We start from the raw sequence: 24871 nt of genomic DNA, 5'->3' as shown, positions 1-24871 counted from the left end.
AAAGTGGTTAGAGAGCTCGTGGTGAGGCTTGGCGCAGATGGTGAAACAGTGGGTAACAAAGCGGACATTATAAAAATTGCAGTGCGGCGCTTGTCTATAGGCATGTATGTCACGGCGATAGAGCGGCAAGGTCAAGTTAATATTGCTCATCCTGGGCAAATTAAAAGTACTGCGGCTATCCAGCAGCTAATTAAAAATAACCTCAAATATGTTTGGGTCGATGTTAATCGTTCGGACCCGAGTTGCGGCCTAACGCCTCCTAAAGTCGCGCTGGCACCGGCTCCTCCTATCGTAAAAAAAATCAGTCGAGAACAGTCACAAGATAAAGCCAAACGCTTAATGGCAGAGGCAAAAGATCTGGTGCAAAAAGTCTTGTCTGAAACCTTTGAAGGCAAGGTGGTTGCCGTTGAGCCGTTTGAAGATTTAGCAGAGAACATGATTGAGTCAGTCATGTTAGACGCCGATGCCTTTAAATGTATTTCAGCGCTGCGTTCTAAAGATGCCTATTTGCTGGAACACTCTATCAATGTGGCTTTTTTATTAGTGACCTTTGGTAAGTATTTGGCCCTTGAACGCGACGTGCTTAAACAGTTGGCCGTGGGTGGGATCTTGCATGATATCGGCAAGGTGAAGGTCGACAATAAAATACTGCACAAGCCAGGAAGGCTGACGCCTGAAGAGTTTGAGCATATGAAACTACATCAGGTATTTGCCCAAGAGATACTGGCAGAAACCCAAGGCTTGTCACAAATCAGTCGTGATGTTTGCTTAATGCACCATGAAAAGCTCGATGGTAAAGGTTACCCTAACGGTATTGCTGGCGAGCAGATAAGTCTGCATGGCCGTATGAGCTGTATTGTCGACATTTTCGATGCGCTTACCGCCACCCGTTGTTATAAAGAGGCGATGAGTCCGGCCGCGGCGTTTAAGATCCTACTCAGCTTAACCCCGTTTCATTTAGACGAGGCATTAGTGTATGAGTTTATTCGCTGTATCGGTATTTACCCAGTAGGCTCTTTGGTGCAACTGTCTGATGGCCGCGTGGGGATTGTGTGGGATGCGAAAGACCGTGATGCTCTGCATCCCGTGCTTAAGTGTTTCTACTCTAACACCCATAAACGCTACACAGATGTGGTGATGGTGGATCTATTAAAACATGATGTGCATATCGAGCGTGGGCTCTCGCCCAGCAGCTTAGATGTCGACCCGACGCCCTTCTATTAACCAGCCGCTTCAGCGCGATTACGCCACCATCATCTTGTGCCACAGCCGATGGTAATAGCCCGTCGTTCGGCTGGTTAGCTTATCCAGCTATTTGTTAGTAATAATAGATATTTGGCGAATGCTAGATGTCGATAAATAATGGCCACTTCAACATAGCGCCCAGCGGAGGCAAGATGGAAAAGTGGCTGCTCATCATCTGTTGTGGCGTCTTCGTGATGGCCTCAGTGCTCACCACTGGCCTGACTCGTGCCCTTATTGATATTGGGGCATTTGTGGTGATCTTAGCCTTAGTGTGGCGGATAAACGGCTCAACTAAAGTGAATGATATACAGTAACGAACCGACCCCAATTGCGACCCAAAGCAGTAAGCCTAATATCATCGGCTTGGCACCCGCCTGACGCATCTTGCGCAGGGTGATACCGGCGCCTATCAAAAATAGACACAAAACCAGCACCCGCTTTGACAACATGAAGATGGCCTCATAAGCCACCTGCCCTTGGGGGAGGTAATGGGCGATAGCGATGGCAACACAATAAAACACAATAAATAGCGGCACAGATACCCTGCGCTTGTTACCGCCAAATACCATGGCGCTAATTAATGCCAGTGGCACTATCCACAGGGCGCGCGCCAGCTTAATGGTGGTGGCGGTGACTAAGGCTTCATCACCATAGGCAGAAGCCGCACCGACCACTGAGGAGGTGTCATGAATGGCGATAGCGCTCCATACACCAAAGTGATACTGGCTCATCTCCAATAGATGCCCTAAGGCTGGGAACAGAAACAGCGCCACCGAGTTAAGTACAAATACGGTGGCTAGCGCCAGAGCGGTTTGTTGGCTGTCGGCTTTAATGGCCGGAGACACTGCGGCAATGGCGCTGCCACCACAGATGGCGGTACCAGCGGCAATCATATGGCCGAGCTTGTGGTCTAGCTTGAGCAACCGAGTGAGCAGGGTGCCCAAGATTAAGGTAAATATAATCGAACCTAGGATTAAGCCGAGGTTGTCGAGGCTGACACTGATCGCCGTTTCAAGCTCAATACCAAAACCTAAGCCGATGATGGAATAAGCCAGCAGCTTTTTGGTTAACGCGCCGATATCCCATTGGCTGGGGACTAAGCCAAGACTCGCTAACGTAAAGCCCAGCACTAAGGCGATAGGTGAAGAGATAACCGGAGTTAAACAGAGTAGGGCGCACAGAATAAAAATCAGCCGTGAAGGCTGGTCAATGAGTTGGCTAAACAAAGATTTCATCTACAAGGTGATCGAGTTCTAGTGTGATTGTCGCAGTATAACCAGCACTAAGGCTCTAATGAATTCAATAAGCTTTATTTTAAGATTCAATTTTACTTAATATCTTTTTAATTAAGCTCTGCTTGGTCGATGATACTTTGCCGTGGGCAATACGCCTCGCCCACGGCAAAGTATCGACGGTTAAGGTAACAGTAATAAGCTGCCTAAGCCTAAGAAGATAAAGAACCCGACCACATCAGTCACTGTGGTTAAGATCACTGAGCCCGCAACAGCAGGATCAATCTTCATCTGTTTAAGTACAAAGGGGATCACTGTGCCCGACGAGGCCGCAGCCAAACTGTTAAACACTATGGCAACAAAAATAATGCCACCGAGCGGCACCGAGTTAAACCAAAAGCTCACCACCACCCCAATTAACGCGCCCAGCAACACACCATTAAAGGCAGCAATTTTAAGTTCTTTATCGAGTAGCAGTTTTAAGTTGCTGCGTTTTAAGTGGTTAAGTGCAATACCACGTAGCGCCACTGCCAAGGTTTGGCTACCAGCAATACCGCCCATGCTGGCGACAACTGGCATTAATATAGCCAGAGCCACCACTTGTTGCAGCGCATCACCAAATAAGCCAATGACCCAAGAGGCTAAAAAGGCGGTTAATAAGTTGGTTGTTAACCAGATAGCGCGCATTCTGGCGGCGACGGTAACCGGAGTAAACAGATCTTCTTCATCTTGCGCCGTTTCAGAGGCCAGCACTTCTAAGCTACGCTCTTTGAGGCGTTGCATCAAAATGGACACAGCTATCGCGCCAATGATCTTGCCCTCTTTTTGCACCGGATGCCACGCAAAGCCAGTCACGGGATTAAGATGTTGAGCCGCCTTGGTAATATCTTGATCGTCGTTGATAGGGTCGACCTCTACAATAATATTAGCCAGTGGCGTACTCGGGGCCACGTTGCGAAGCTGTTCTATGGTACATGCACCTTGGTATTCGCCTTGGGCATCGACGGCATAAACCCCAACAAAATCACGTTCGGGATATTTTTCGATGCGCTCTAATACTCTTCTCACGGGAGCTGTGGGGCGCGAGCGTAAAATATCATTATTGAGGTAACGTCCTACCTCCTCATCTTGATAGCTCAGTGCCTGTTGCATCTGCTCTATGGTGAGGGACTCTTGCTGCTCGAGATAATCTTCGACCACCTCGCTGGGTAAGATTTCGGCGAAGGTCAGTACGTCAATTTCTGTGATGCGCTTAAGCAGCTCTTGCATCTGCGCTTCGGTTAGAATATCGAGCACATGGCGAGCGGTTTCATAATGCAGCAGGTGCAAGATGCCCCAGCCGCGCTCGGCTGGAATATAGCGACACACTACCGCACGATATTGGTCAGTGATGGATTCGAGTAGATTAGCCAAATCGGCATCACTATAATCACTGATAAAGGCCAGTGAGGCCGATTCCTGCTCTTCAGGATGGCTGACAATGTCGATGACCCGAGATAATAGGTCGTCTCTTATCTCTTCTTCGCTAAGAGGCTCATGTTCAGGCATTGCCATGGGAATATCCTTGTAATCAAGCTAGTGACAGGCCAACATGCGGCGATGCGCCGTGGCGTACTACAGGCTGCAGTCCATTGATGGTATTGCCTTTATCCAATGCACTGGCCGTCTCATGTCGGCGATGATAACCGACATGAGGTAAAAGCGACTCTGCTAATATATTACTGAATCGCGATATTAACGATTGATTCCGTTAGCAGTTAAGTAAAAAGCTCTGCGCCGGATCAACCAACACTCGATCGCCCATCCCTTCGCGGCCGAGCAGCATCAAATAGGTCATATCCTGACGATTACTTAATGTCAGCTCGATAGGCCATTGATGATCGCCCAATTGCAGTGTCGTCTGGATAACACAACGCTGCTCAACTTCACCATTAGAGGATTTTATCCGGCGAGAGTCATGCATTGGCGCCTTACAGTGTACCGTCTGCTCCAAATTATATACATCGGGATGCAGATCGAATTCGACATAAGGACGGCCGCCAACTTTAACACGTTTTAGGTTGTCGACGTGTAGTGATGATGTCTTAGCACCCGTATCGATACGCACCTGCAGATCGCTAATACCTAGGTCTGGCAGGTGGCATATTTCTAAATTTCCGATAATGATTTTTTTCATGTTTTTTATCCCTAACAAGATAACGTTAACCCGCTATGATGAGCGTTTATATGACGGGCGTGGCGATAGGGGTGATCTGCTCATTCATGATCTCGATATGCTCAACCACTTCATCGGCAGCACTGCCAAAATAGGCGATATGAAACATAGCATCCCCCTCTAAAACCAAGGGAATATTTTGCTTACCTATGACGATGCCGGCGCGATTAGAGGTTACCTGCTGGATCAATTCGCCCATAGGGTTGTTGATTTCGGCCAACACTTCGCCCTCTTCAACATAGGCGCCTAGCTTGGCAAATTCACACACAAAACCACTGGCGGCGGCGCGCGTCCAGTCGCTACGGTTGGCCACAAAGGGGGCTATTTTCTGCCGTAAGCGGCGTTTACGCATTACGCCTAGAGAGGACAATACATTGAGTATGCCTCTGACCCCAGTTTGAATCGATAACTCATCAAAGCGCAAGGCTTCTCCAGCCTCATATAACAGTACCCGCGCGCCATTATTAACCGCCGCCTCGCGCAGAGAACCGTCACGCACGTTGGCATTGAGCAGCACTGGCACGCCAAAGGCTTGCGCCAAGGTTAATGTTTCGCCATCGTCTAAATTAGCCCTAATTTGCGGCAAGTTAGAGCGATGTATCGCGCCAGTGTGCAGGTCAATACCATAATCACAGTGGCGCACTATGCTGTTGATAAAGGTGTAAGCCACCCTTCCCGCCAACGAGCCTTTTTGCGATCCCGGGAAGCTGCGGTTAAGATCGCGCCTGTCCGGCATATAGCGGCTCTGGTTTAATACACCGTACACATTGACCATAGGCACTAAAATAAGCGTGCCTTTGGTGAGTTTGATGTTTAGTTGCAGTAAGCGACGGATGATCTCAATACCATTGAGCTCATCTCCATGCACGGCCGCACTAATAAACACCTTGGGCCCCGGCTTTTGGCCCCGCATCACATGTACTGGCATAGACACTTGGGTGTCGGTGTACAAGCTAGCAACAGGCAGTTGCAGCTGTCGCTGCTCGCCAGGGAAAATATCCACTCCGCCAATGTGTAAGGCTGAGTTATCCATTAGCCTTTACCACGTGTTTTGTTGGCATTGGGTTTGGCATTTTTTTCGATAAAGGCGTAAATCAGCCCAGCAACATCTTTCTCGGTCGCCTGTTCGATGCCTTCTAATCCAGGCGATGAGTTAACTTCCATTACCACAGGGCCATGATTAGACTGCAAAATATCCACGCCACACAGATTAAGCCCCATGGCCTTAGCAGCATTGAGTGCCGTGGCGCGCTCCTCTTTACTTAACTTCACCAGTTGAGCTACACCGCCGCGGTGCAGATTTGAGCGAAACTCGCCTTCGGCCGCTTGGCGTTTCATGGCGGCAACGACTTTATCGCCCACCACAAAACAACGTATGTCAGCGCCGCCAGCTTCTTTAATAAACTCTTGTACTAAAATGTTGGCTTTAAGCCCCATAAAGGCTTCAATTACACTTTCGGCAGCCTTAGTGGTTTCGGCCAATACCACGCCAATACCTTGGGTGCCTTCAAGCAGCTTAATGACCAGGGGTGCGCCGCCGACATTTTTAATCAAATCTTTGATTTTATCGGGTTTGCTAGCAAATCCAGTACGCGGTAGACCAATGCCTTTACGCGAGAGTAACTGCAATGAACGCAGTTTGTCGCGCGAGCGGCTGATGGCAACCGATTCGTTAACGCAAAACGTGCCCATCATCTCAAATTGACGCACCACGGCAGTACCGTAAAAAGTGATCGACGAGCCAATACGTGGGATCACTGCATCATACTGAGGTAATACTTTACCCATGTAGCGTACGGTCGGGTTGCTGCTGGTGATGTCCATATAGCAATGCAGCGTGTCGATAATATCGACCTCATGGCCACGAGCTTCTCCGGCTTCTTTTAGGCGACGAGTAGAATAAAGGTTTTCGTTTCTAGACAAAATTGCGATGCGCATACCTAGTTTCCTTAATAGCGACCTTAGGCTACCTAAGGTATAAAAAATTCCCACTTAGATCAGCAGGTAAGAATGAAATGTATTGTAATGATGGCATGTTAACCAAACAGTAACACATTTAACCGTTAGCAGGATTATTGCCGTTGATTAAATATAGCGATAAATCACCCAATCGTATTAATCTTGCTGCATTTGCTTTGTTTATCATTCGATTGTTTGCTGTTACTGCTTAAAAATAAGGACGCGACATTAGGGCCAAAGTCGTAAGCTGCAAAGCTAATTATTTTTGTCGTCACAACAAGGTTTTTTGCTTGTTAGCTTAACGGCTTTTAGGAAAGTGTCGGTGCTCGACTTAAACCATTGTTAATTGATGAATGGTGAATACTAACCGACCAGTACAGCGCATCACTGCTGATAATGATTATCGGGTGATTGAACCTTGGTAGGTACGAATAAGACGCTGTATAAAGCCATTATCGGCTTATCTTAACCAGAGCGCGGCGCAATAAAAAAGGTTATGCCCTTGAGGACATAACCTTTTAACCACTACCCATGGATTATCGATGCTTAGCCGCAGGCTATCAGCGCATCGTGACGAATTCCTCGGCGCCAGTGGGGTGAATGGCAACCACTGCGTCGAAATCGGCCTTGGTGGCCCCCATCTTCATGGCAACGCCAAATCCTTGCAGTATTTCATCCATGCCATAACCTATGCCGTGAATACCCACGACTTTTTCATTATCGCCAGCGCAGATAAGCTTCATTTTACAGGCTTGGCGATGAGCGGTGACGGCGGTATACATAGAGGTAAAGCTTGAGGTGTACACTTTGACATTGGCTTCACCGAACTGTGCGATAGCTTCTGGCTCTGTGAGCCCCATGGTGCCGATAGCAGGATGGCTAAAGACCACGGTTGGGATCAAGCTGTAATCCATTTTCGCCTCTGTCATGCCATTAAACAGACGCTCAGATAATAAACGTCCCGCTTTAACCGCCACAGGCGTTAATTCGACGCCGCCTTCGATAATATCACCGACGCAGTAAATGCCTTTCGCTGTGGTATTTTGCTGTGCATCGACCACGACATAGCCCTTATCGTTTAGGGTGACGTCGGTGTGCTCTAGGCCTATTTTATCGGTCGATGGTTTACGGCCAATAGCCCAAATAAGGGTGTCGACCTCATATTGCTCGCCGTTTTCTAAGGTGAGCGTTAGGCTGTTGTCGGCATTTTTGACCACAGATTGTGGCACGCTATGGGTGTGCAGGCTTGGACCGTTACTGGCCATGCTTTCCATTAAGGCTTCGCTTAGCATGGGGTCAAAGTTGCGCAGTGGTGCGTGTTTACGCACAAACAGATGGGTCTCGCTGCCCAGTGCATGCAGCACGCCAGCCACTTCTACGGCAATGTAGCCTGCGCCCACTACGGCGACGCGTTTAGGTTGTTCGTTGAGGGCGAAGAAGCCATCAGAGTCGATACCATATTGGGCGCCCGGAATATCAGGAATGGTCGGTGCACCGCCGGTTGCGATAAGGATATGGTCGGCACTGTAATGCTCGCCATTGACTTCGATGGTGTTGTTATTGATGAAACGACCATAACCGCGCACTAAGGTGACACCATTGTTTTCAAGGCCGCGGTCGTATGAACCGTGGATGCGCTTGATATAGGCTTCGCGGCTTTCGACTAGTTTGTTCCAATCGAATTTATTGACCGCCACATCGAAGCCATAATCTTTGGCATATAAGTGCATGGCTTCGGCGACCTGAGCGCCATACCACATGACTTTTTTAGGCACACAACCTACGTTGACGCAGGTGCCACCAAGAGCTTTTGCTTCTATCAACAGTACTTTAGCGCCACGCATAGCAGCGCGGTTTGCCGAGGCGATCCCGCCACTGCCTGCGCCTAAACAGATATAGTCAAAGTGTTGAGCCATCATTATCTCCAAATTCGAACGATTGCATATTGCGGTCATTGTAGGGGCAAACCGCTTGTCAAACCAGTGGCGTTTTTGGCTTTATGCAAAGACCATATGCTGAGTAAGTGCTTTGGGTTGATGGCATTAATGGACTGAGGTTAGCGCTTGTATTGGCATTTTTGGTAGTCGCTCACTGAGGGGCCTTCGGCGCCGCATTTCATACAGGCCCATTCGCTTCTACGGATATTAAGCTCATCCCGATGAAAGCCAAATTCGGGTTTAGATTGTGACCGTAATTTGCTTTTTAATTGGTTCATACGTTGATGCAGCCAACGGCAACTAGGATCATCGGCTACCTGTTGCCTCTGTGCGATGCGTTGACGGTTATCTTTTTTTGACTTTTTACTGGTCTCACGGCGCTGGGATTTAGATTGCTTAGTGGCGGGCAGATCCTGAGGGCGATAATGCAGCGCACTGCGGTGCTCGTCTGGGATCACGATAGGGTTACCTTCACTGTCTAATGCGCTGTCTGCGGGCAAGGTTATCGGTTTACTGGTTGGTGTCGTCGCGGGCTGGAGTGATTGTAACGGTTCGCCTGCTTGGGCTGTGCCGTCAATGGCATTGAGTATCATCAAGGTGATTATGGCGCTGCGGATAACATTAGGCATTCCTTGTCCCTCATGGTTGCTAAAGGCGTTCCTTGCCTTTATGTCAGCTTTAAAGCTAGTTGAGATTAGCCCTAGGTGCAACACGCTTTAAATGCGCGTTATAAGCTCCAGTTGAGGTGTAAGCCGGCAAAGGTATGATCTAAGTCGCCGTTATTGGGGCCCACCTCACGCTTAATATCTTGCTGGGCTAAGGTGTGGCTAATATGGCCCGACAGGGTCAGCTGTGGGCTGAATTGATATTGGATTTCGACGCCTAACTGTAAGTGGTTACGGCCATTATGTGCTTCAGTAGCATATTGAACATCTAAGCCTTGGGTGACATAAGGGGTGATAGTTAGTTGTGGTGAAAGCGCCCACTCACTGTGAAGGTTGGCTTCAACAAAATAGCCTGCAGCTTCAGTAGAGTAGGTATAGGCAATCGAGGGGGTGAGCCAGCCAATATTTGTGTAGCTAAGTGAGGCAAACAGTTCGTTATCAGTGCATTCTTCATCACCATAGACTTGGATGCGTTGGTAGCCTAGTGAGCCATCAAAGCGATCACCAAGAGGTAAGGCGTATTCTAGGCCGAGGTTCCATTCGATGTAAGTCATGCTATCGGCGCGCCCAACCGTGCCATATAGGGTGATATCGTGCTGTTGCCAAGCGGCAGTTGCCCAGTAAATGCCCCCCTCGTCCAAATTATTACGGCCTTGGGAAATATATTGGTTGTTCCATGCTAAGTCGATGATAACGTTATTGGAGGATGGCTCGAAGGTGATGATATTGTTTAGGTGTAAATCATCGACGCTGCCTGAGGGGATCATGTCCGCCGCCAATAGCGGCGTGCCAATTGTCAACAACGCTGTGGTGATCAAGGGTGTGGTCAAGCGATTCATGTTAAACATTAGCCTAAACAGAACGAGAATGGAGTGGATCATAGCGTCACCGAAATCAAACGAAAATGAGAATAAGTTGTATTTGAGACCGGCTTATCAATTATGTTTTTAGGTGCTGCGGGCTAACTCTTTTTTAAGCGAGATCACAACATTAATGTGTATCGGCTGCTAGAGAGCGTTATAGTGAGCCTTTTTAAGCGGGTTTGGTATCAAATGCTTGAATCACGTGGCCATCGCCCATATTTAGTGGTGTATATCTGTCGATCTTTAGAGGAAACAACATGAGCAATCCTTTGCTAAGCAAAGCGGAATTACCGCTTTTTTCGCATATTAAACCTGAGCATATTCAGCCTGCCGTCGAGCATGGGATTGAACAGTGTCGTCGCAAAATCGATGAAGTATTGGCCTCTGGCGGCCCATATACTTGGGATAATTTTGTGGCGCCGTTAGAGCAAGTCGATGATGAACTCAGCCAAATTTGGTCGCCAATATCGCATATGAACGCGGTGTTAAGCACCGACGAATGGCGCGCTGCCCATGATGCTTGCTTGCCGCTGTTGTCTGAATACGGCACCTATGTCGGCCAACATCAAGGCCTGTATCAGGCGTATAAATCACTTAAGGAATCGGCCGAATTTGCTAGCTTGAGTCAGGCGCAGCAAACCAGTATCGAGCATAGCCTGCGAGATTTTGAGTTGTCAGGCGTAGGATTGAGCGATGAAGATAAACAACAATATGGCAAATTGGTTAAGCGTTTATCTGAGCTAACCAGTCGCTTCTCTAATCAGCTGCTCGATGCGACGCAGGCGTGGAGTAAATTGATCACCGATGAGACCGAGCTTGCAGGCCTGCCAGAGTCGGCCATTGCAGCCGCCCAAGCCATGGCAGAAGCCAAAGGGCAACAGGGCTGGTTATTTACCTTAGATTATCCCTCTTATCTGCCTGTGATGACCTACAGCGATAATCGTCAACTGCGCCAAGAGTGCTATACCGCGTTTGTCACGCGGGCATCGGATCAAGGCCCGAATGCCGGTGAATTTGATAACGGCCCGCTGATGGATGAGATCCTTGCGTTACGCCACGAGCTAGCACAGCTGCTGGGCTTTAAGAGCTATGCCGAAAAGTCGCTGGCCACCAAGATGGCGCAGTCACCACAACAGGTGATCGACTTCTTAGAAGAGTTGGCAACACGCTCAAAAGCCCAAGGTGAAGCCGAATTAGCCGAACTGACTGAGTTTGCTAAGCAGCAGTATGGCGTGAGCGAGCTCGCACCATGGGATCTCACCTATTACGCTGAAAAACTTAAGCACCACAGATATGAGATCTCACAAGAGTTGTTGCGCCCCTATTTTCCTGAAGACCGCGTGCTGTCTGGGCTGTTCTATACCGTCTCGCGTCTGTTTGGTTTAACCGTTGAAGAGCAAACCGAGTTTGATACTTGGCATAAAGATGTGCGCTTTTTCACCATAAAAGATGCGCAAGGCCAGCACAGGGGCAGCTTTTACTTAGATCTGTATGCCAGAGAAGGTAAACGCGGCGGCGCTTGGATGAATGATTGTCGTGTACGACGTCAAACCGCTAATAGTTTGCAGCATCCGGTGGCCTTTTTAACGTGTAACTTTAACGCCCCTGTGGCGGGTAAGCCTGCGCTGTTTACCCACGATGAAGTGACGACCCTGTTCCACGAATTTGGCCATGGTATTCACCATATGTTGACTCAAATTGATGTGGCTGGTGTGTCTGGGATCAACGGAGTACCTTGGGATGCGGTGGAGTTACCGAGTCAATTTATGGAAAACTGGTGTTACGAAGAGGAAGCCTTAGCCCAAATTTCAGGTCATTTTGAAACGGGTGAACCATTGCCTAAGGCGCTGCTTGATAAAATGCTGGCGGCGAAAAACTTCCAATCGGGCATGATGATGTTACGTCAGTTGGAATTTTCGCTGTTTGATTTTCGTTTGCACCATGAGTATGACCCGCAAGTGGGGGCGCAAATTCAAGCCAAACTCGATGAGGTTCGACGCCAAGTGGCCGTGGTCCCCACCGCCGACTTTAACCGCTTTCAACATGGTTTTGCGCATATTTTTGCGGGAGGCTATGCGGCAGGTTACTACAGCTACAAGTGGGCCGAAGTGCTATCGGCCGATGCGTTTTCTCGTTTCGAGGAGGAGGGGATCTTCAATGCGGCAACCGGACGTAGCTTTTTAGAAAACATCTTAGAGATGGGCGGCAGCTTAGAGCCAATGACCTTATTTAAGCGTTTTATGGGCCGCGAACCCAAGATTGACGCCCTATTGAGACATTCGGGTATTAAAGCATAATATCAATGTGTTAGATAAAAGTGCCAACCTTTACGGTTGGCATTTTTGTATCAGGCATTCAAGGTGTAGGCGCGCTCTATTGCAAGGCGGCATTGAAGCGTGGCTTACAAATTACGCCAAATAATGTAAGGTTATCAACATCTGAAAACCTGATTATATTTTGTGATGATAAACCCCATCTGGCTACGAAGTTTTTGCACTTTGGTGGAATTAGGGCATTTCACCCGTACCGCCGAGCGCTTGCACATGACTCAATCTGGCGTCAGCCAGCATGTGCGTAAATTAGAAGAGCAGCTGGACACACCGTTGTTAGTGCGTGAGGGCAAGCAGTTTTCACTGACCGATGCAGGGCAAACCCTCTACCAACAGGGGGGCGGCATATTGCAGGCGCTGCAGCAGCTGCAACAGGCTGTTCGCCAAGACCCTCCCTTTGCGGGCATAGTGCGGGTTATGTCGCCTGGCAGCATGGGGTTAAAGCTGTATGCCGATCTGCTCGATTTGCAGCAGCTTCACCCTCAGCTGGTGCTCGATTATCGCTTTACCTCTAACTCAGGGGTTGAGCAGGCAATTGCCCAACTCGATAGTGATATTGGCTTAATGACACGGCAACCGACCTTAAGCGAAGTACACAGTCACAAGGTGGGGCAGGAGTCATTACTCCTGGTGACACCAGCGCAGTCGCCCTCGTTAACTTGGGCAAGCTTAACCCAGTTGGGGTTTATCGATCATCCCGATGGCGCCCACCATGCCAGTTTGTTGTTAGGTGCCAATTATCCCGAGTTTGAATACAGTGAGCCCTTGCCAACGCGCGGCTTTTCTAACCAGATAAGCCAGATCCTCGAGCCGGTGAGTCGTGGCTTAGGCTTTACCGTGTTGCCAGCCTATGCGGTTGAAGCGTTCACGCGGCCTGAGCTAATAAAGGTGCACGCCTTATCCGTCCCTGTTAGCGAGCCTATCTATTTGTGCTATAGACGAAAGTCGGCATTACCACAGCGGGTGCTGTCGGTGATAGATGTGATAAAAACACTCTTGTGAGCGTATGATAACAACACGCCGGATGGGCTCCGGCGTGTTGGTCTGCAGGCTGAGCCATTAAGGCGTGTAGTAGGTCGCCGCACCAGGGCCAACGGGTAAGCCTAAGGCAAATACCCAGATAAAGAAGAAGCAGGTTCACCCAATAAAGAACACGATAGAGTAAGGCAACATGGTGGCGACTAAGGTGCCTATACCTAAGTTTTTCTTATACTGGGAGGCAACCGCCAAGATAAGGCCGAAATAACTCATCATAGGGGTAATAAGGTTAGTAACCGAATCGCCTATTCGGTAAGCCGCCTGAATGGTTTCAGGGGCATAACCGACCAACATTAACATAGGCACAAAAATCGGAGCGGTCACCGCCCACTGCGCCGATGCGCTGCCCAGCATCAGGTTGATAAACCCACACATCATAATAAACAGCAAAAATACCAGCGGCCCAGTAAGACCAACGGCATTTAAGGCATCGGCCCCGGTAACCGCCAATACAGCGCCTAGATTGGTCCATTTAAAAAATGCCACAAATTGCGAGGCAAAAAACACCAGCACAATATACATGCCCATGGTGCTCATGCTGTGAGACATGGCGTCAATCACATCTTTGTCGCGCTTCATGGTGCCCACCACCTTGCCGTATACCAAGCCCGGAATGGCAAAGCAGATAAAGATAAAGGCGACGATCCCTTTGAGAAAGGGCGACCCTGCCACTAAGCCTGTTTCAGGGTGACGCAGTGGTCCGTTTTCCGGCACTATGGTCAAGGCTAAGATGGCACCTAACACCACTGTGGTGATGGCTGCAGCTTTAAGGCCACGTTTTTCTACTGCGCTTACGCCATCCATTTTTTGTGCGCCTAGGTCGATACTGGCTTCGCTAGCATCGTATTTACCCAGCTTAGGTTCGACAATTTTTTCGGTGACGAATGCCCCTAAAGCGGTGATCACAAAAGTCGACACAAACATGAAATACCAATTCACCTCGGGGCCAACTAAGTACTCAGGATCAATCATCTGCGCCGCGGCTTCAGTGATGCCCGACAACAAGGGATCGACCGTGCCCAGTAACAAGTTGGCGCTGTAACCGCCCGAGACCCCAGCAAATGCCGCGGCCAGTCCAGCCAGCGGATGACGGCCTAAGGAGTGAAAAATCAAGGCTGCCATAGGAATAAGCACCACATAACCCAACTCGGATGCGGTATTTGAGACGATACCAGCAAACACTATGGTTAAGGTGACTAAGCGCTTTGAAGCGCCCATGACCAGTGAGCGCATGGCCGCCGATAGCAGCCCTGAACGCTCTGCAATGCCCACCCCAAGCAAGGCCACTAACACAGTACCCAGCGGAGTAAAGCCAGTAAAGTTAGTCACCAGATTCGAGACTATCATTCGCAAGCCTTCGCCATTCATCAAGCTGACGACATGGATCAAGCCATCGGCACTGCGTCCAGGGGCACCTTCTGGGCGAGGATCTGTGACTGTGAGTTCAAAATAGCCAGCAATACCACTAATGACAATGACGGCGAGGCAAAATAGAGCAAATAAGGTGATGGGATGGGGGAGTAAATTACCAAGGCGTTCGACGATATTTAAAAAACGAACAAATAATCCGCTTTGCTGCAATGGCTGTTCGGTAGCCGTTGTACGACTCTCTAGGTCATCTTGTTGATCAAGACTCATGTACTTTCCTTCATTATGGACATCTTTGTGCCCTAAGTTGTTATTTTGTTATGTTTGGTGGCGCAATGTTTCTATGATGAAGCAAGAGTTTTAACTGAAACTTAAATCGGTAGGTGATGGGGTGCGGGCGTATAGATAAAAAAAGGCCCGCTCTTTGGGGATACGGGCTAAAAAATGATGATTGCCCCTAGCCAACGAAGGTTGTATTGGGGGAATTAAAGCATAACGCTTTAATTCTGTATCTAGGCTGAATAAGCGTATTTATCCCCTTGTTATATCCCGTTTTAGCGCTGCGATTTGGAGAGGCATTATTGGATAAATTTGGGCAAAAAAAATCCCTTACATTGGGGAAAAGTAAGGGATAAAAGCTGTGATTAACCCACAAGGTCAAGTAAGGTCAATGACGACTATTCTAGCGCTATAATGCTGTACCTAAGCTGAACCATACAGGCTTAATTTACTAAGGTTGGCTTGCGTACTATCGAGCTAAATTAAGGCAATATTAGCTATCGCTATTAATAAAGAGGTGATGGCTGTGACCGCAAAAATGAATATATATCCTAGATGATGCAATAAAATTATTGTTTTACTGCTTGTTTATTAAAGTTTTTATTTTATGCCTTTGTGTTTTAATGAGACTTTTGTTACTTTGAGGTTAAGTCGATTGCTTGCAGGGTATAACATTAAGCTTAGTTGGCAATATTTAGCTATTTAGCCGACACTTTATTGAAAATGGCTTAATTAAACATCATCTTGATTTTATGTGGTAAGCCGACAAATTACTGGAAATATTGCGTAAAATCGGTGAAGGTAATGCCTGCTCGCATACAAGAGCGCCTGCTGGTTAGGATAACCACAAGGCAGGCTGATAAACGTCAATAACAACATAATACACCATGACTATGGTAAGGGAGAGGTAATGCAAGGTTTACTGTTAGCTTTAGGGATAGTGGTCATTATTATCTACCTTTGGTATGTCAGCCTGATCAAAAAACGTAATGTCGTGCGCGAGGCGTTATCGGGGATAGACGTACAATTAAAGAAACGGGCTAACTTAGTGCCCAATATCCTTAAGATCGCTAAAAAGTTTATGGATCATGAGAAGTCGCTATTAACTGAGCTCACCGAGCTGCGAACACAAGTGACTGCTGGCTATGACATTAATGATCCCAAGGAAATTAAAGAACATTTAGCCAAGGCTGAGCAGCTTAATAATAAGATGGGCAAGTTAATGGTGAATGTTGAAAACTACCCAGAACTCAAGTCAGACAACACCATGCTGCATGCCATGAAGACTTACAATGAGGTTGAAGAGCATATTTCGGCGGCTCGCCGTTTCTACAATGCTGCTGTGTCTGAGCTTAATACGGCGGTAGAAGTGTTCCCCGGTTCAATCATTGCGTCCATGGCTAACGTTAACGCTATGCCATTTTATGAAGCCGATGAAGCATCGAAAACACCTGTTGATGCTGCCGATTATCTGTGATGGCCATGAATCGATAACGGTTTCGCGACAAGGGCATTGCGATGAACGTGCTTAGCTTTATTTTTGGCGCGCCGATAAAACCGGTGCGCCAGCCCCAGCGCTTAGTGGCGCCCAAAGAGGAACTCGCTCAGTTTAAGGCGCATTATCAGCAACACATTGAGCCATTAACGCGCAAATTTGAAAATCATCGCATTGCCAGTCTTAAGGCATTAAGACAGCGGTTCTATACCAGCATAGCGATAGTTGCCGGGTTAGCTGTCGTGGCGTTTCTCTTTGGCGCGCGCCACTATATTCAGGTGCCTTGGTGGTTACTCTTACTGCCGCTAGCAGCACTAGGCTGGTGGTGTTATCGTCCGGTAAAGCGCTACAAGAGTGATGTAAAACAGCAAGTTTTTCCTAAAATATTTAAATATTTTGGCGACGATTTTATTTTTAGTCCTAGCCACAGAATGAGTCAACCATTACTCAAACGCTCTAAACTCCTGCCCGATTATGACAATGCTTTGTTTGATGATTATGTTCAGGGTTCTCATCACGGGGTGGATATTGCCATTAACGAGCTTACCCTGACTAAAAAGGTTCGCCGTAACAAACGTACCGAAACCGATACTGTATTTCGCGGTGTCATGGTACTTCTTGGAAGCCATAAGGCATTTAAGGGCCATACTGTGGTGGTTAAAAACCGTGGAGGCTTGGTTAACTTCCTGTCAAGTTCCTTTAAAAACCTTGAGCGGGTTAAGCTTGAGGATCCACGTTTTGAGCAGCAGTTTGATGTGTTTTCTTCTAATCAAATCGAAGCAAGATATCTGCTGACGGTCAGCTTTATGGAGCGCTTACAAGAATTGGCTGCGATGTTTTCGGGCAGAATACAGTGCGCTTTTTATGAAAATAAGCTACTGATCATGTTGGCCAGTCGCGAAAATCGCTTCGAATTAGGCTCGATATTTAACGGGGCAACATTTGAGCATGAATTTAGTCAAATAAACCGCGAGATGAAGCAGCTGTTTGCTATGATTGAGGTACTTAAACTCGATCAAGATATTGGATTGTAATGAAACTTACGCCTTGGGGCTTACGGCTTATTTACCGTTGTGCTGTGCTATTGTTACTGACTGGCAGTGCGGGAGTATGGTCGCAGGAGACTGCCAGTAAACCCTATTACAAGGCCGCCTATTCTAAACAGGGGATCCTCAGTAATCGTGATGCGCCGGTTGCTATCGATACACCCGCCGAGAAGATTAAGGTTTATCAATACACGCAGAATAATGGGGTGGTGGCGTTTGCTGATCATGCCCCAGGCAGTAGCGATTTTAGGGTGCTGCTGTATGACTGTTTTGCCTGCCAGAGCGACTCAACATTAGACTGGCAAAAAATCCCCCTGTTTAGTGCCGATTACGATGAGTTGATTGAGCGCGCTGCTAGCGAACATGGGCTTGATCCGGCCTTGATTCGAGCGGTTATTCATGCCGAGTCAGCCTTTAATGTCTTTGCCTTGTCACGCAGTGGCGCCATGGGGTTGATGCAGCTAATGCCAGCGACAGCCAAAGAGTTGGGTGTGAAGAATCCTTACCGTCCGGAACCAAAATATCGACGGCGGTGCGCGCTATTTGGCTCAGATGTTGGCCAGATTCGATGGCGATATTGATCTCGCCTGCGCTGCCTATAATGCAGGGCCGACGACCGTTAGCCAATATCAAGGTATTCCGCCATATCCAGAGACCCGAGCCTATGTCAAAAGGGTCAAAATTTTGCTTAAGCGTTATCAACAGCTCGGGTAACGGCCATGTTAAAACAGTCGATTATTGAACTCGAATTAGCCCTACTGAACCCTGAAGTTCGCCATAGTGCATCGACACTCGATCGCTTGATCCACGATGATTTTTTAGAGATAGGAGCCACGGGACTCGGTTTTGGTAAACCAGAGATATTGCGGCGCTTGCCCGAAGAAAACAGCCCTAAATTTACCGTGGTCGATATTCAATACCGTCAATTAAGTGAAGATATTGTTCAGCTGACATACCGCGCCAGCTTTAAGCCAATCAATGCGCTGGATAAACGTTACTCGCTGCGCACATCACTGTGGAAGTATGCTATCGATCGCTGGCAGATAATCTATCATCAAGGCACGCCCTGCGAGGCATTTTTTTAGACGTTTTATTCGCCCACTTCCCAGGTGACTTGCGTACTGCCGCCACCTTGGTTTAGCAATGGGCCAAGATAATCGAGTGTGGTTTGCGCCAGCTCATCGAGCTGCCATGGCGGGTTAATGACCCATAGGCCTGCGGCTGTCATACCAAACTCATCGCTGTCGGCCTTAATGGCTTGTTCGATACGCAGCTGACGACGGATACCACTTTGCTTTAATAACTCAAACATCGACTCGGTTTGTGCACGATTCACCACTGGATACCAAATCATATATACCCCAGTAGCGAAGCGTTTATGGGCCTGAATCACCGCCTTGGCCACCTCTTGATAATCGGTTTTCATCTCATAGCTAGGATCGATTAATACTACAGCGCGGCGTTCCAGTGGCGGCACAGCAGCAATCAAACCTTGCAGACCATCACCCTTAATCACCTTGATTTTTTTATCTGCGCCTAACTGCTCATCTAGGGTCAGAAAGTCGGCGCTATGCAGTTCATGCAGCACCATACGATCGTTTTCACGCAGGTTCATATCGACAAACGAGGGCGAGCCTGGGTATAACTCAAGATCAGCTGTACCGTTAAAATGCTTAACATCCTTGATGTAATCTTGCAGCGGCGGCGGTAGGTCTTCCTTGTCCCACAATTTAGCCACGCCATCTAAGTATTCACCGGTTTTTTGCGCAAATTCATCCGACAAAGCATAACCACCGGCACCCGCATGGGTATCGATATACACCATAGGTTTATTTTTCTTATGCATTAACTTAATGGTTTGCAGCAACAGGGTGTGCTTAAGCACATCTGCATAATTTCCAGCGTGGTAGCCGTGGCGATAACTTAACATGGGGTGTCCAATGGTCGAGGGCGATTGCCTGAATAGGGCGATTATAGGGGGTAAGTGCTAAGAGGTAAAACGGCTGAGCGTAAAAGCCAACTGGTTATACCGATAAATCAGATGTTCAGCGTCGACAGCTTTTGGCATAATGGCGCAGTAATTTTATTCAATGGTGGTCAAGGTATTTTGCAAACAGCTATCTTTTTTAATCGTCAGTACCCAACATTGGTTGAAGTGAGCGAGCGTTGGGGTCTGCAATGGGATCAAGACGCTGCATTCGAACTGCGCTTTGAGCAAAATACCCTGAGCCTATACAAACGTGATGAGCCAAAACTAGCAGGCATTAATGTTGATTTTGTCTCAGGGGCAGTAGCCCATCGACGCAAGTTTGGCGGCGGCCGTGGCCAATCAATCGCCAAAGCCGTGGGGCTTAAGCAGGGCGTGACTCCGACAGTGGTCGATGGTACTGCGGGCCTTGGGCGTGATGCTTTTGTGCTGGCAAGCTTAGGCTGCAAGGTGATCATGGTTGAGCGCCATCCTGTGGTAGCAGCACTACTTGAAGATGGCCTACGCCGCGCCTATATTGATGGCGAAATAGGTCAGTGGATGCAAGCGCGTATGAGCCTATTTCATGGCTCAAGCCTTAATGCATTAGCCGATGCGGCTAACACATCTGGTACTGAAATTGATGTGGTCTACCTAGACCCCATGTATCCCCACCGTGAAAAATCTGCACTAGTTAAAAAAGAGATGCGGGTGTTTCAATCTTTAGTCGGTGCCGATCTCGACGCCGATGGTTTGCTTGCCCCCGCCATGGCGTTAGCCACCAAACGCGTGGTGGTTAAACGCCCTGATTACGCCGAAGACTTAGACGGCGTCAAACCCAGCACAGTTATTGCTACTAAGAAAAATCGCTTCGATGTGTATGTGAAAGCTGCGATGAAAAGCAGTTAGTGTCGAAGCAACTGGGGCTTATCAGCGCCTATGTTGTTTAAAGCATAAGTCTGCATAAATTACATATAAGTCTGCATAGCGACAAATAAGTGTGCATAATTTGAACTATAAGTTTACATAGTGTAGTGTTTATTTGTCATTTAACTACATCCGAGTGTTTTTATGTATCAAAGAAACATAAAGCACTCTCGCGTGAAGAATCTCTTTAAGTTCGCTAGCTTAAAGAATCGTGCTTCGTTAACGCTAGAGTCTTCATTAGAGTTTGATGCTTGTTTTCATTTTGAATACAGTAAATCGGTGTCAGCCTTTGAAGCACAACCTATCGGTTTTTATTACCAATATTACGGTAAGTCCCTTCCTTATACCCCTGATTTTCTGGTCTCAAGCGCAGATGGTAAGCAGATCTACTATGAAGTTAAGTGTTCAAAAGAGGCTAGTGATCCAGAGGTAAAGCACAGGTTTAAGCATAAACAGCAGTTTTGTATTGAGCTTGGTATAGAACTCAGATTGATCACAGAACGACAGCTACACAAAGGTTCACTCCTTAATAATCTTAAACTGTTACACCGCTATTCTGGAGATTCAAAATACAATACTCAAATTGAATGGGTATTGTCATTGGTACGTAGGCTTGGTGTCGTGACAGTGCGTGAGTTACTTGATGAATCCAAGTTAACCCAAGGGCAACTTAATAAACTGGTTCTAATTGGCGCATCACAGGGGCTAATACAGTTTGACTTAGATGCGACTCCTTTTGGTTTAGATACTGAACTCTCTATCGCCCATGGATGAAGATACTGACCTATTTAGGGATGAAATTGACGAGCTAGATGCAGAGCTTTTTAGTGTAAATAGTGATGCCGAAGTCTCGATTAGTATTAATGCTAGCAAATCTCTCGAGATGTATGATCAACCAATTCAATATGAAACTAAAAAGCGTTTGCACTACATCAGGTTTATTGAAAAACGTATAGATGGAGGCTGAACCCAGAAGAATATTGATCCTCTGCTGGCACAGATGACCTCCTATGATAATGAATCTAAGCCAAAGTGGCGTGCTATTGCTGCTTGGTATAGTAAGTTTCGAAAGTCTAATTTCTGTATAACTGCACTTATTCCCTCCCATGGCAAAAAAGGTAACAGAAGCCTTAAAAATAGCAGTGGGGATTTTTATTTTAATAAAGCATTAGAAGATAAGTATTTGCGAAAGGAGCGTCCAAGTATCGCAACTACCTATCGTTATTATTGTGATCTAATTCAAGTCGAAAATAGCCGTTTAGTTTCAGGAGAAATTATTCCTATTTCCTATACTGGCTTTAATGCTCGTATTAAAAATTTAGAACCCTATGATGTTGACTTAGCTCGTTTTGGTCGTAGCTATGTGCAAAAAAAATACAAGCTAGGTGATAAATTTGCTGAGCCAACCAGTGTCATGGAGCGAGTAGAGATTGATCATACGGTACTAGATTTCACCGTATTAATGGAAGATAACCAGACCGTGATTGGTCGGCCAACCATTACCGCACTCGTTGATTGCTACAGTAGTTGTGTTGTGGGTTTTTACGTCAGTTTTAATGAGCCTAGTTATTTATCTATTCGAGCAGCATTAATTAATACGATGCTGAGCAAAGATGATGTAATAGATAGATTTTCAAGTATTAATACCGAGTGGCCTTGCCATGGAAAAATTGAGCTTTTAGTCGTTGATAATGGGGTTGAGTTTTGGGGGGATTCGTTAGAGTCAGCTTGTAAAGAGCTTGGTATTAACACGAGTTACAATCCCGTTGGCAAACCTTGGAAAAAGCCCAAAGTCGAGCGCTTCTTTAGAACGTTAAACACTGAGTTTTTAGACTCACTTCCAGGGAAAAACTTTAGAAGTGTAGACGCCAAAGGGGATTATCAACCTGATAAAGAAGCTGCCATAAGTTTTAGTTTGTTTAATGAATTACTGCACAAATGGATTATTGAGGTTTATAACCAAAAAGCAGATGACCGAAAAACACGAGTGCCAATTGCAAAATGGTATGAGGGGATGTCTGTTTACCCACCGATCCAATATACCGGTGATGACCAAGAGCATCTGTGTGTCAAACTAGGAATTTTAGACACTCGTTCTATTTCAAAAGATGGTATACAGTTTTTGCACTTGCGGTACGATTCACCGGAGTTATTGGAGTATCGAAAATACACGCCAGTTGCCTCTAAGCGTGGCTTGAAAGCTGATATTAAAATTAACCCTCATGATTTAAGCTACATTTATGTTTATCTTGAACAGCAAGAGTGCTACCTCAAGGTGCCCGCTAAAGATTCCGGTGACTATATCATTGGACTCACGCTAACTCAGCACAAGGTCAATATTAAGAATCGCCGAAAAAACGTTACCGACTCTCAAGACTCAGTATCGATTGCGCAGAGCCGGTTGGAAATTGATCAGATGGTCAATCAAGCATTGGCTAACAAACAAAAGCAAAAAGGAATGAAGAAGTTAGCAAAATACCAAGGCATTGACAGTAATACTGCTCATTCAACGGTACCTGTGAATACCTCGCAAACTTTACCATCTGTGAAGGCGCCTAAAAATGATAACAATAGCATCGACACCTTTGATTGGAATAGTGATGACATAGAGGCGTTTTAAGTATGGATATAATGGCTACAGCGACACAGTTTTCCTTATGTGAATCGCCACTACTTCACTAGACGACTTTTAGCCTCATTAAAATATTGACGTTCATACTCTAACGGTGATAGCCCATTATTGGAACTATGTTGTCGTTTCGGGTTGTAAAACATCTCAATATAATTAAATATATCCATCTTAGCATCATCCCTTGTAGCATAGATTTTTCGCTTAATCCGTTCTCGTTTCAGTAGTTGAAAAAAGCTCTCCGCCACTGCATTATCATGGCAGTTGCCTCGACGACTCATGCTACCTTCCAAACCATGAGCACTCAGAAATTCACTCCAATCATGACTCGTGTACTGGCTTCCTTGATCTGAATGCACTAAGACTCTTTCATCTGGCTTACGACGCCACACCGCCATCAGTAAGGCATCTAACGCAAGCTCTTTGGTGATCCGACTACCCATTGACCAACCAATGATGCGACGTGAAAACAAGTCCATCACCGCGCCAAGATAGAGCCAACCTTCATGTGTTTTGATGTACGTAATATCCGTTACCCAGGCTTTATTGGGCGCTAGTGGGTTAAATTGCCGCTCTAAGCGATTTGGTGTCACCACATGTTGATCACCGCCAGGAGCTCTAGGTTTACGATAACCAACTTGTGCTCGCAGTCCCGCTTGTTTCATCAGACGATGTACACGATTAATACCACACTGTTCACCAAGGTCACGTAGATCCCGATGGAGTTTACGGTACCCATAAACACCACCCGATTCTAGCCAACACTGTTTGAGTTGACCTGTGAGCCGTTCATTATCGCGTTGCCGATTCGATTTGTTGCAGCTTCTCCACGCGTAATACCCACTTGGATGAACATCAAACAGCTGACAAAGTTGCCGCACAGAATGGCTGTGGTGATGCTCTCGGATAAAGGCGTATCTTACTCGGGGTGGCTTGCGAAGTACGCCGCGGCTTTTTTTAACAAGTCACGTTCTTCAGTAACTCGTTTAAGCTCTTTCTGTAATCGTTTGATCTCAGCAGACTCTGCAGACTTCTGCTGGTGCTCCTCAGAGTCAGGGCCGTAGCGTTTAATCCAAGCATAAAGACTATGAGTGGTAGTCCCTAAACGCTGAGCAACGTCAGCAACGGAATGACCGGCAACAGTAACTTGTTTAACCGCTTCGATTTTGAATTTTTCGGGGTAACGTTTATTGTTCATGAACACCTCTTTTTCGCTAGTTTATCTAACTAAAAGGTGTCTAGGAAATCAGTGGCGATTCACTTGGCATTTTTGGTTTGGGTCAAGCTCAGTGTTTACGGTGTCCTAGTTAAGTGTTGTGGTAGCGTGGCTCACACCTTAATTGGGCGTTAATCTATACAAATATTAATCTGAAACATACCAATTAGAACATTAGTCCTAACAAGCTTTGGTTCAAAAATAAGTTAGCTTTTGATTGTCCGAATGACACGAGTAAGGTCAAATCGAAGAGATTAAGAACTCGGTGTAGGTGCGGCTGTGACCTTCCGTGACATGGATGTCACGGCAGAGCCTACAGGGATTGTACTTGCGGCGTGTCACAGAAGCACCTGCACGAAAGGCCTGCGGCAAGCAATTCAAAATGATGAAGGTTAACGCTACCATCAATCAATAAAAACAAACTCGACTAAATGCTACAAGCCAAAAAATGCCAACACCTT

At 46.9% G+C, this 24871-nt stretch carries 20 protein-coding genes and 2 pseudogenes; 11 read left to right on the top strand and 11 right to left on the bottom strand.

The features are described from left to right. The first annotated feature begins 48 nt into the window (after positions 1 to 48). Both AC0VXX_RS17005 and AC0VXX_RS17000 read left to right on the top strand, forming a co-directional pair. The gene (locus AC0VXX_RS17005) at positions 49 to 1224 is read left to right on the top strand and encodes an HD-GYP domain-containing protein (RefSeq protein WP_475515234.1); all 1176 of its coding nucleotides are present in this window, start codon (positions 49 to 51) and stop codon (positions 1222 to 1224) included. A 125-nt stretch (positions 1225 to 1349) separates the two neighbouring features. After that, positions 1350 to 1559 carry a hypothetical protein gene (locus AC0VXX_RS17000; protein ID WP_475515233.1) on the top strand — a complete coding sequence of 70 codons (210 nt, stop codon included), beginning with the start codon at positions 1350 to 1352 and terminating at the stop codon, positions 1557 to 1559. On the opposite strand, the gene AC0VXX_RS16995 is transcribed toward AC0VXX_RS17000, so the two are convergent. The 8 genes from AC0VXX_RS16995 to AC0VXX_RS16960 form a co-directional block, all read right to left on the bottom strand. Then, positions 1533 to 2480, bottom strand: coding sequence for a YeiH family protein (locus tag AC0VXX_RS16995; RefSeq protein ID WP_475515232.1), 948 nt, complete (start codon positions 2478 to 2480; stop codon positions 1533 to 1535). The genes AC0VXX_RS17000 and AC0VXX_RS16995 overlap by 27 nt on opposite strands. Before the next feature lie 180 nt (positions 2481 to 2660). Then, on the bottom strand, positions 2661 to 4031 hold the full coding sequence (locus AC0VXX_RS16990; RefSeq protein WP_475515231.1) for a magnesium transporter: 1371 nt from the start codon (positions 4029 to 4031) through the stop codon (positions 2661 to 2663). Between the two features lie 196 nt (positions 4032 to 4227). Further along, a complete protein-coding gene (locus AC0VXX_RS16985) occupies positions 4228 to 4653 on the bottom strand; it encodes an ATP-dependent zinc protease family protein (RefSeq protein ID WP_110458366.1) in 426 nt (141 codons plus the stop codon). A gap of 46 nt (positions 4654 to 4699) precedes the next feature. After that, entirely contained in the window at positions 4700 to 5725 is a 1026-nt protein-coding gene (locus AC0VXX_RS16980) for a succinylglutamate desuccinylase/aspartoacylase family protein (RefSeq protein ID WP_475515230.1), read from the bottom strand. Continuing rightward, a complete protein-coding gene (gene rimK / locus AC0VXX_RS16975) occupies positions 5725 to 6630 on the bottom strand; it encodes a 30S ribosomal protein S6--L-glutamate ligase (RefSeq protein WP_110458364.1) in 906 nt (301 codons plus the stop codon). Before rimK ends, AC0VXX_RS16980 begins: the two co-directional genes overlap by 1 nt. Positions 6631 to 7211: 581 nt before the next feature. Beyond that, positions 7212 to 8567 carry a glutathione-disulfide reductase gene (gene gorA / locus AC0VXX_RS16970; RefSeq protein WP_475517063.1) on the bottom strand — a complete coding sequence of 452 codons (1356 nt, stop codon included), beginning with the start codon at positions 8565 to 8567 and terminating at the stop codon, positions 7212 to 7214. A 140-nt stretch (positions 8568 to 8707) separates the two neighbouring features. Next, on the bottom strand, positions 8708 to 9217 hold the full coding sequence (locus AC0VXX_RS16965; RefSeq protein ID WP_475515229.1) for a hypothetical protein: 510 nt from the start codon (positions 9215 to 9217) through the stop codon (positions 8708 to 8710). Between the two features lie 98 nt (positions 9218 to 9315). Next, positions 9316 to 10092 carry a hypothetical protein gene (locus AC0VXX_RS16960; RefSeq protein WP_475515228.1) on the bottom strand — a complete coding sequence of 259 codons (777 nt, stop codon included), beginning with the start codon at positions 10090 to 10092 and terminating at the stop codon, positions 9316 to 9318. Positions 10093 to 10373: 281 nt separating this feature from the next. Between AC0VXX_RS16960 and prlC the strand changes: the two genes are divergently transcribed. Further along, positions 10374 to 12413 (top strand): oligopeptidase A, encoded by a 2040-nt coding sequence (gene prlC / locus AC0VXX_RS16955; protein ID WP_475515227.1) that lies wholly within the window; start codon positions 10374 to 10376, stop codon positions 12411 to 12413. A gap of 165 nt (positions 12414 to 12578) precedes the next feature. After that, positions 12579 to 13448 carry a LysR family transcriptional regulator gene (locus tag AC0VXX_RS16950; protein ID WP_475515226.1) on the top strand — a complete coding sequence of 290 codons (870 nt, stop codon included), beginning with the start codon at positions 12579 to 12581 and terminating at the stop codon, positions 13446 to 13448. 57 nt (positions 13449 to 13505) lie between these two features. Here the strand turns inward: AC0VXX_RS16950 and AC0VXX_RS16945 are convergent. After that, positions 13506 to 15122 (bottom strand): annotated as a pseudogene (locus AC0VXX_RS16945) (AbgT family transporter). Positions 15123 to 16041: 919 nt separating this feature from the next. On the opposite strand from AC0VXX_RS16945, the gene AC0VXX_RS16940 reads away from it, so the two are divergent. The 4 genes and pseudogenes from AC0VXX_RS16940 to AC0VXX_RS16925 all read left to right on the top strand — a co-directional run bounded on the left by AC0VXX_RS16940 (position 16042) and on the right by AC0VXX_RS16925 (position 18757). Next, on the top strand, positions 16042 to 16608 hold the full coding sequence (locus AC0VXX_RS16940; RefSeq protein WP_475515225.1) for a LemA family protein: 567 nt from the start codon (positions 16042 to 16044) through the stop codon (positions 16606 to 16608). Positions 16609 to 16649: 41 nt separating this feature from the next. Continuing rightward, on the top strand, positions 16650 to 17660 hold the full coding sequence (locus AC0VXX_RS16935) for a DUF3137 domain-containing protein (RefSeq protein ID WP_475515224.1): 1011 nt from the start codon (positions 16650 to 16652) through the stop codon (positions 17658 to 17660). Then, positions 17660 to 18386, top strand: a pseudogene (locus AC0VXX_RS16930) (lytic transglycosylase domain-containing protein). The gene AC0VXX_RS16935 and the pseudogene AC0VXX_RS16930 overlap by 1 nt, the downstream one beginning before the upstream one ends. A gap of 5 nt (positions 18387 to 18391) precedes the next feature. Continuing rightward, positions 18392 to 18757 carry a nuclear transport factor 2 family protein gene (locus tag AC0VXX_RS16925; RefSeq protein ID WP_475515223.1) on the top strand — a complete coding sequence of 122 codons (366 nt, stop codon included), beginning with the start codon at positions 18392 to 18394 and terminating at the stop codon, positions 18755 to 18757. Positions 18758 to 18762: 5 nt separating this feature from the next. Here AC0VXX_RS16925 and AC0VXX_RS16920 read toward each other — a convergent pair whose 3' ends face one another. Next, positions 18763 to 19602 (bottom strand): 23S rRNA (adenine(2030)-N(6))-methyltransferase RlmJ, encoded by an 840-nt coding sequence (locus AC0VXX_RS16920; RefSeq protein ID WP_475515222.1) that lies wholly within the window; start codon positions 19600 to 19602, stop codon positions 18763 to 18765. 111 nt (positions 19603 to 19713) lie between these two features. On the opposite strand from AC0VXX_RS16920, the gene AC0VXX_RS16915 reads away from it, so the two are divergent. From AC0VXX_RS16915 to AC0VXX_RS16905, 3 genes are all read left to right on the top strand, one after another. Next, positions 19714 to 20547, top strand: a complete 834-nt coding sequence (locus AC0VXX_RS16915) for a class I SAM-dependent methyltransferase (RefSeq protein ID WP_475517062.1) — start codon at positions 19714 to 19716, stop codon at positions 20545 to 20547. Positions 20548 to 20739: 192 nt separating this feature from the next. Continuing rightward, on the top strand, positions 20740 to 21339 hold the full coding sequence (locus AC0VXX_RS16910; protein WP_475515221.1) for a TnsA endonuclease N-terminal domain-containing protein: 600 nt from the start codon (positions 20740 to 20742) through the stop codon (positions 21337 to 21339). Between the two features lie 226 nt (positions 21340 to 21565). After that, positions 21566 to 23185, top strand: coding sequence for a transposase (locus tag AC0VXX_RS16905; protein WP_475515220.1), 1620 nt, complete (start codon positions 21566 to 21568; stop codon positions 23183 to 23185). Positions 23186 to 23235: 50 nt separating this feature from the next. On the opposite strand, the gene AC0VXX_RS16900 is transcribed toward AC0VXX_RS16905, so the two are convergent. Next, positions 23236 to 24392 (bottom strand): IS3 family transposase gene (locus AC0VXX_RS16900; RefSeq protein WP_475515219.1). Its coding sequence is split into 2 segments (ribosomal slippage): positions 23236 to 24155 and positions 24155 to 24392, totalling 1158 coding nucleotides; the frame shifts between segments, so codons are not numbered across the junction. Positions 24393 to 24871: the final 479 nt, after the last annotated feature.

This window comes from Shewanella sp. QJM3NY_23 (assembly GCF_056173105.1).
The sequence above is the reverse complement of the archived record's forward strand: the minus strand, read 5'-3'. Positions and strand labels throughout refer to the sequence as shown.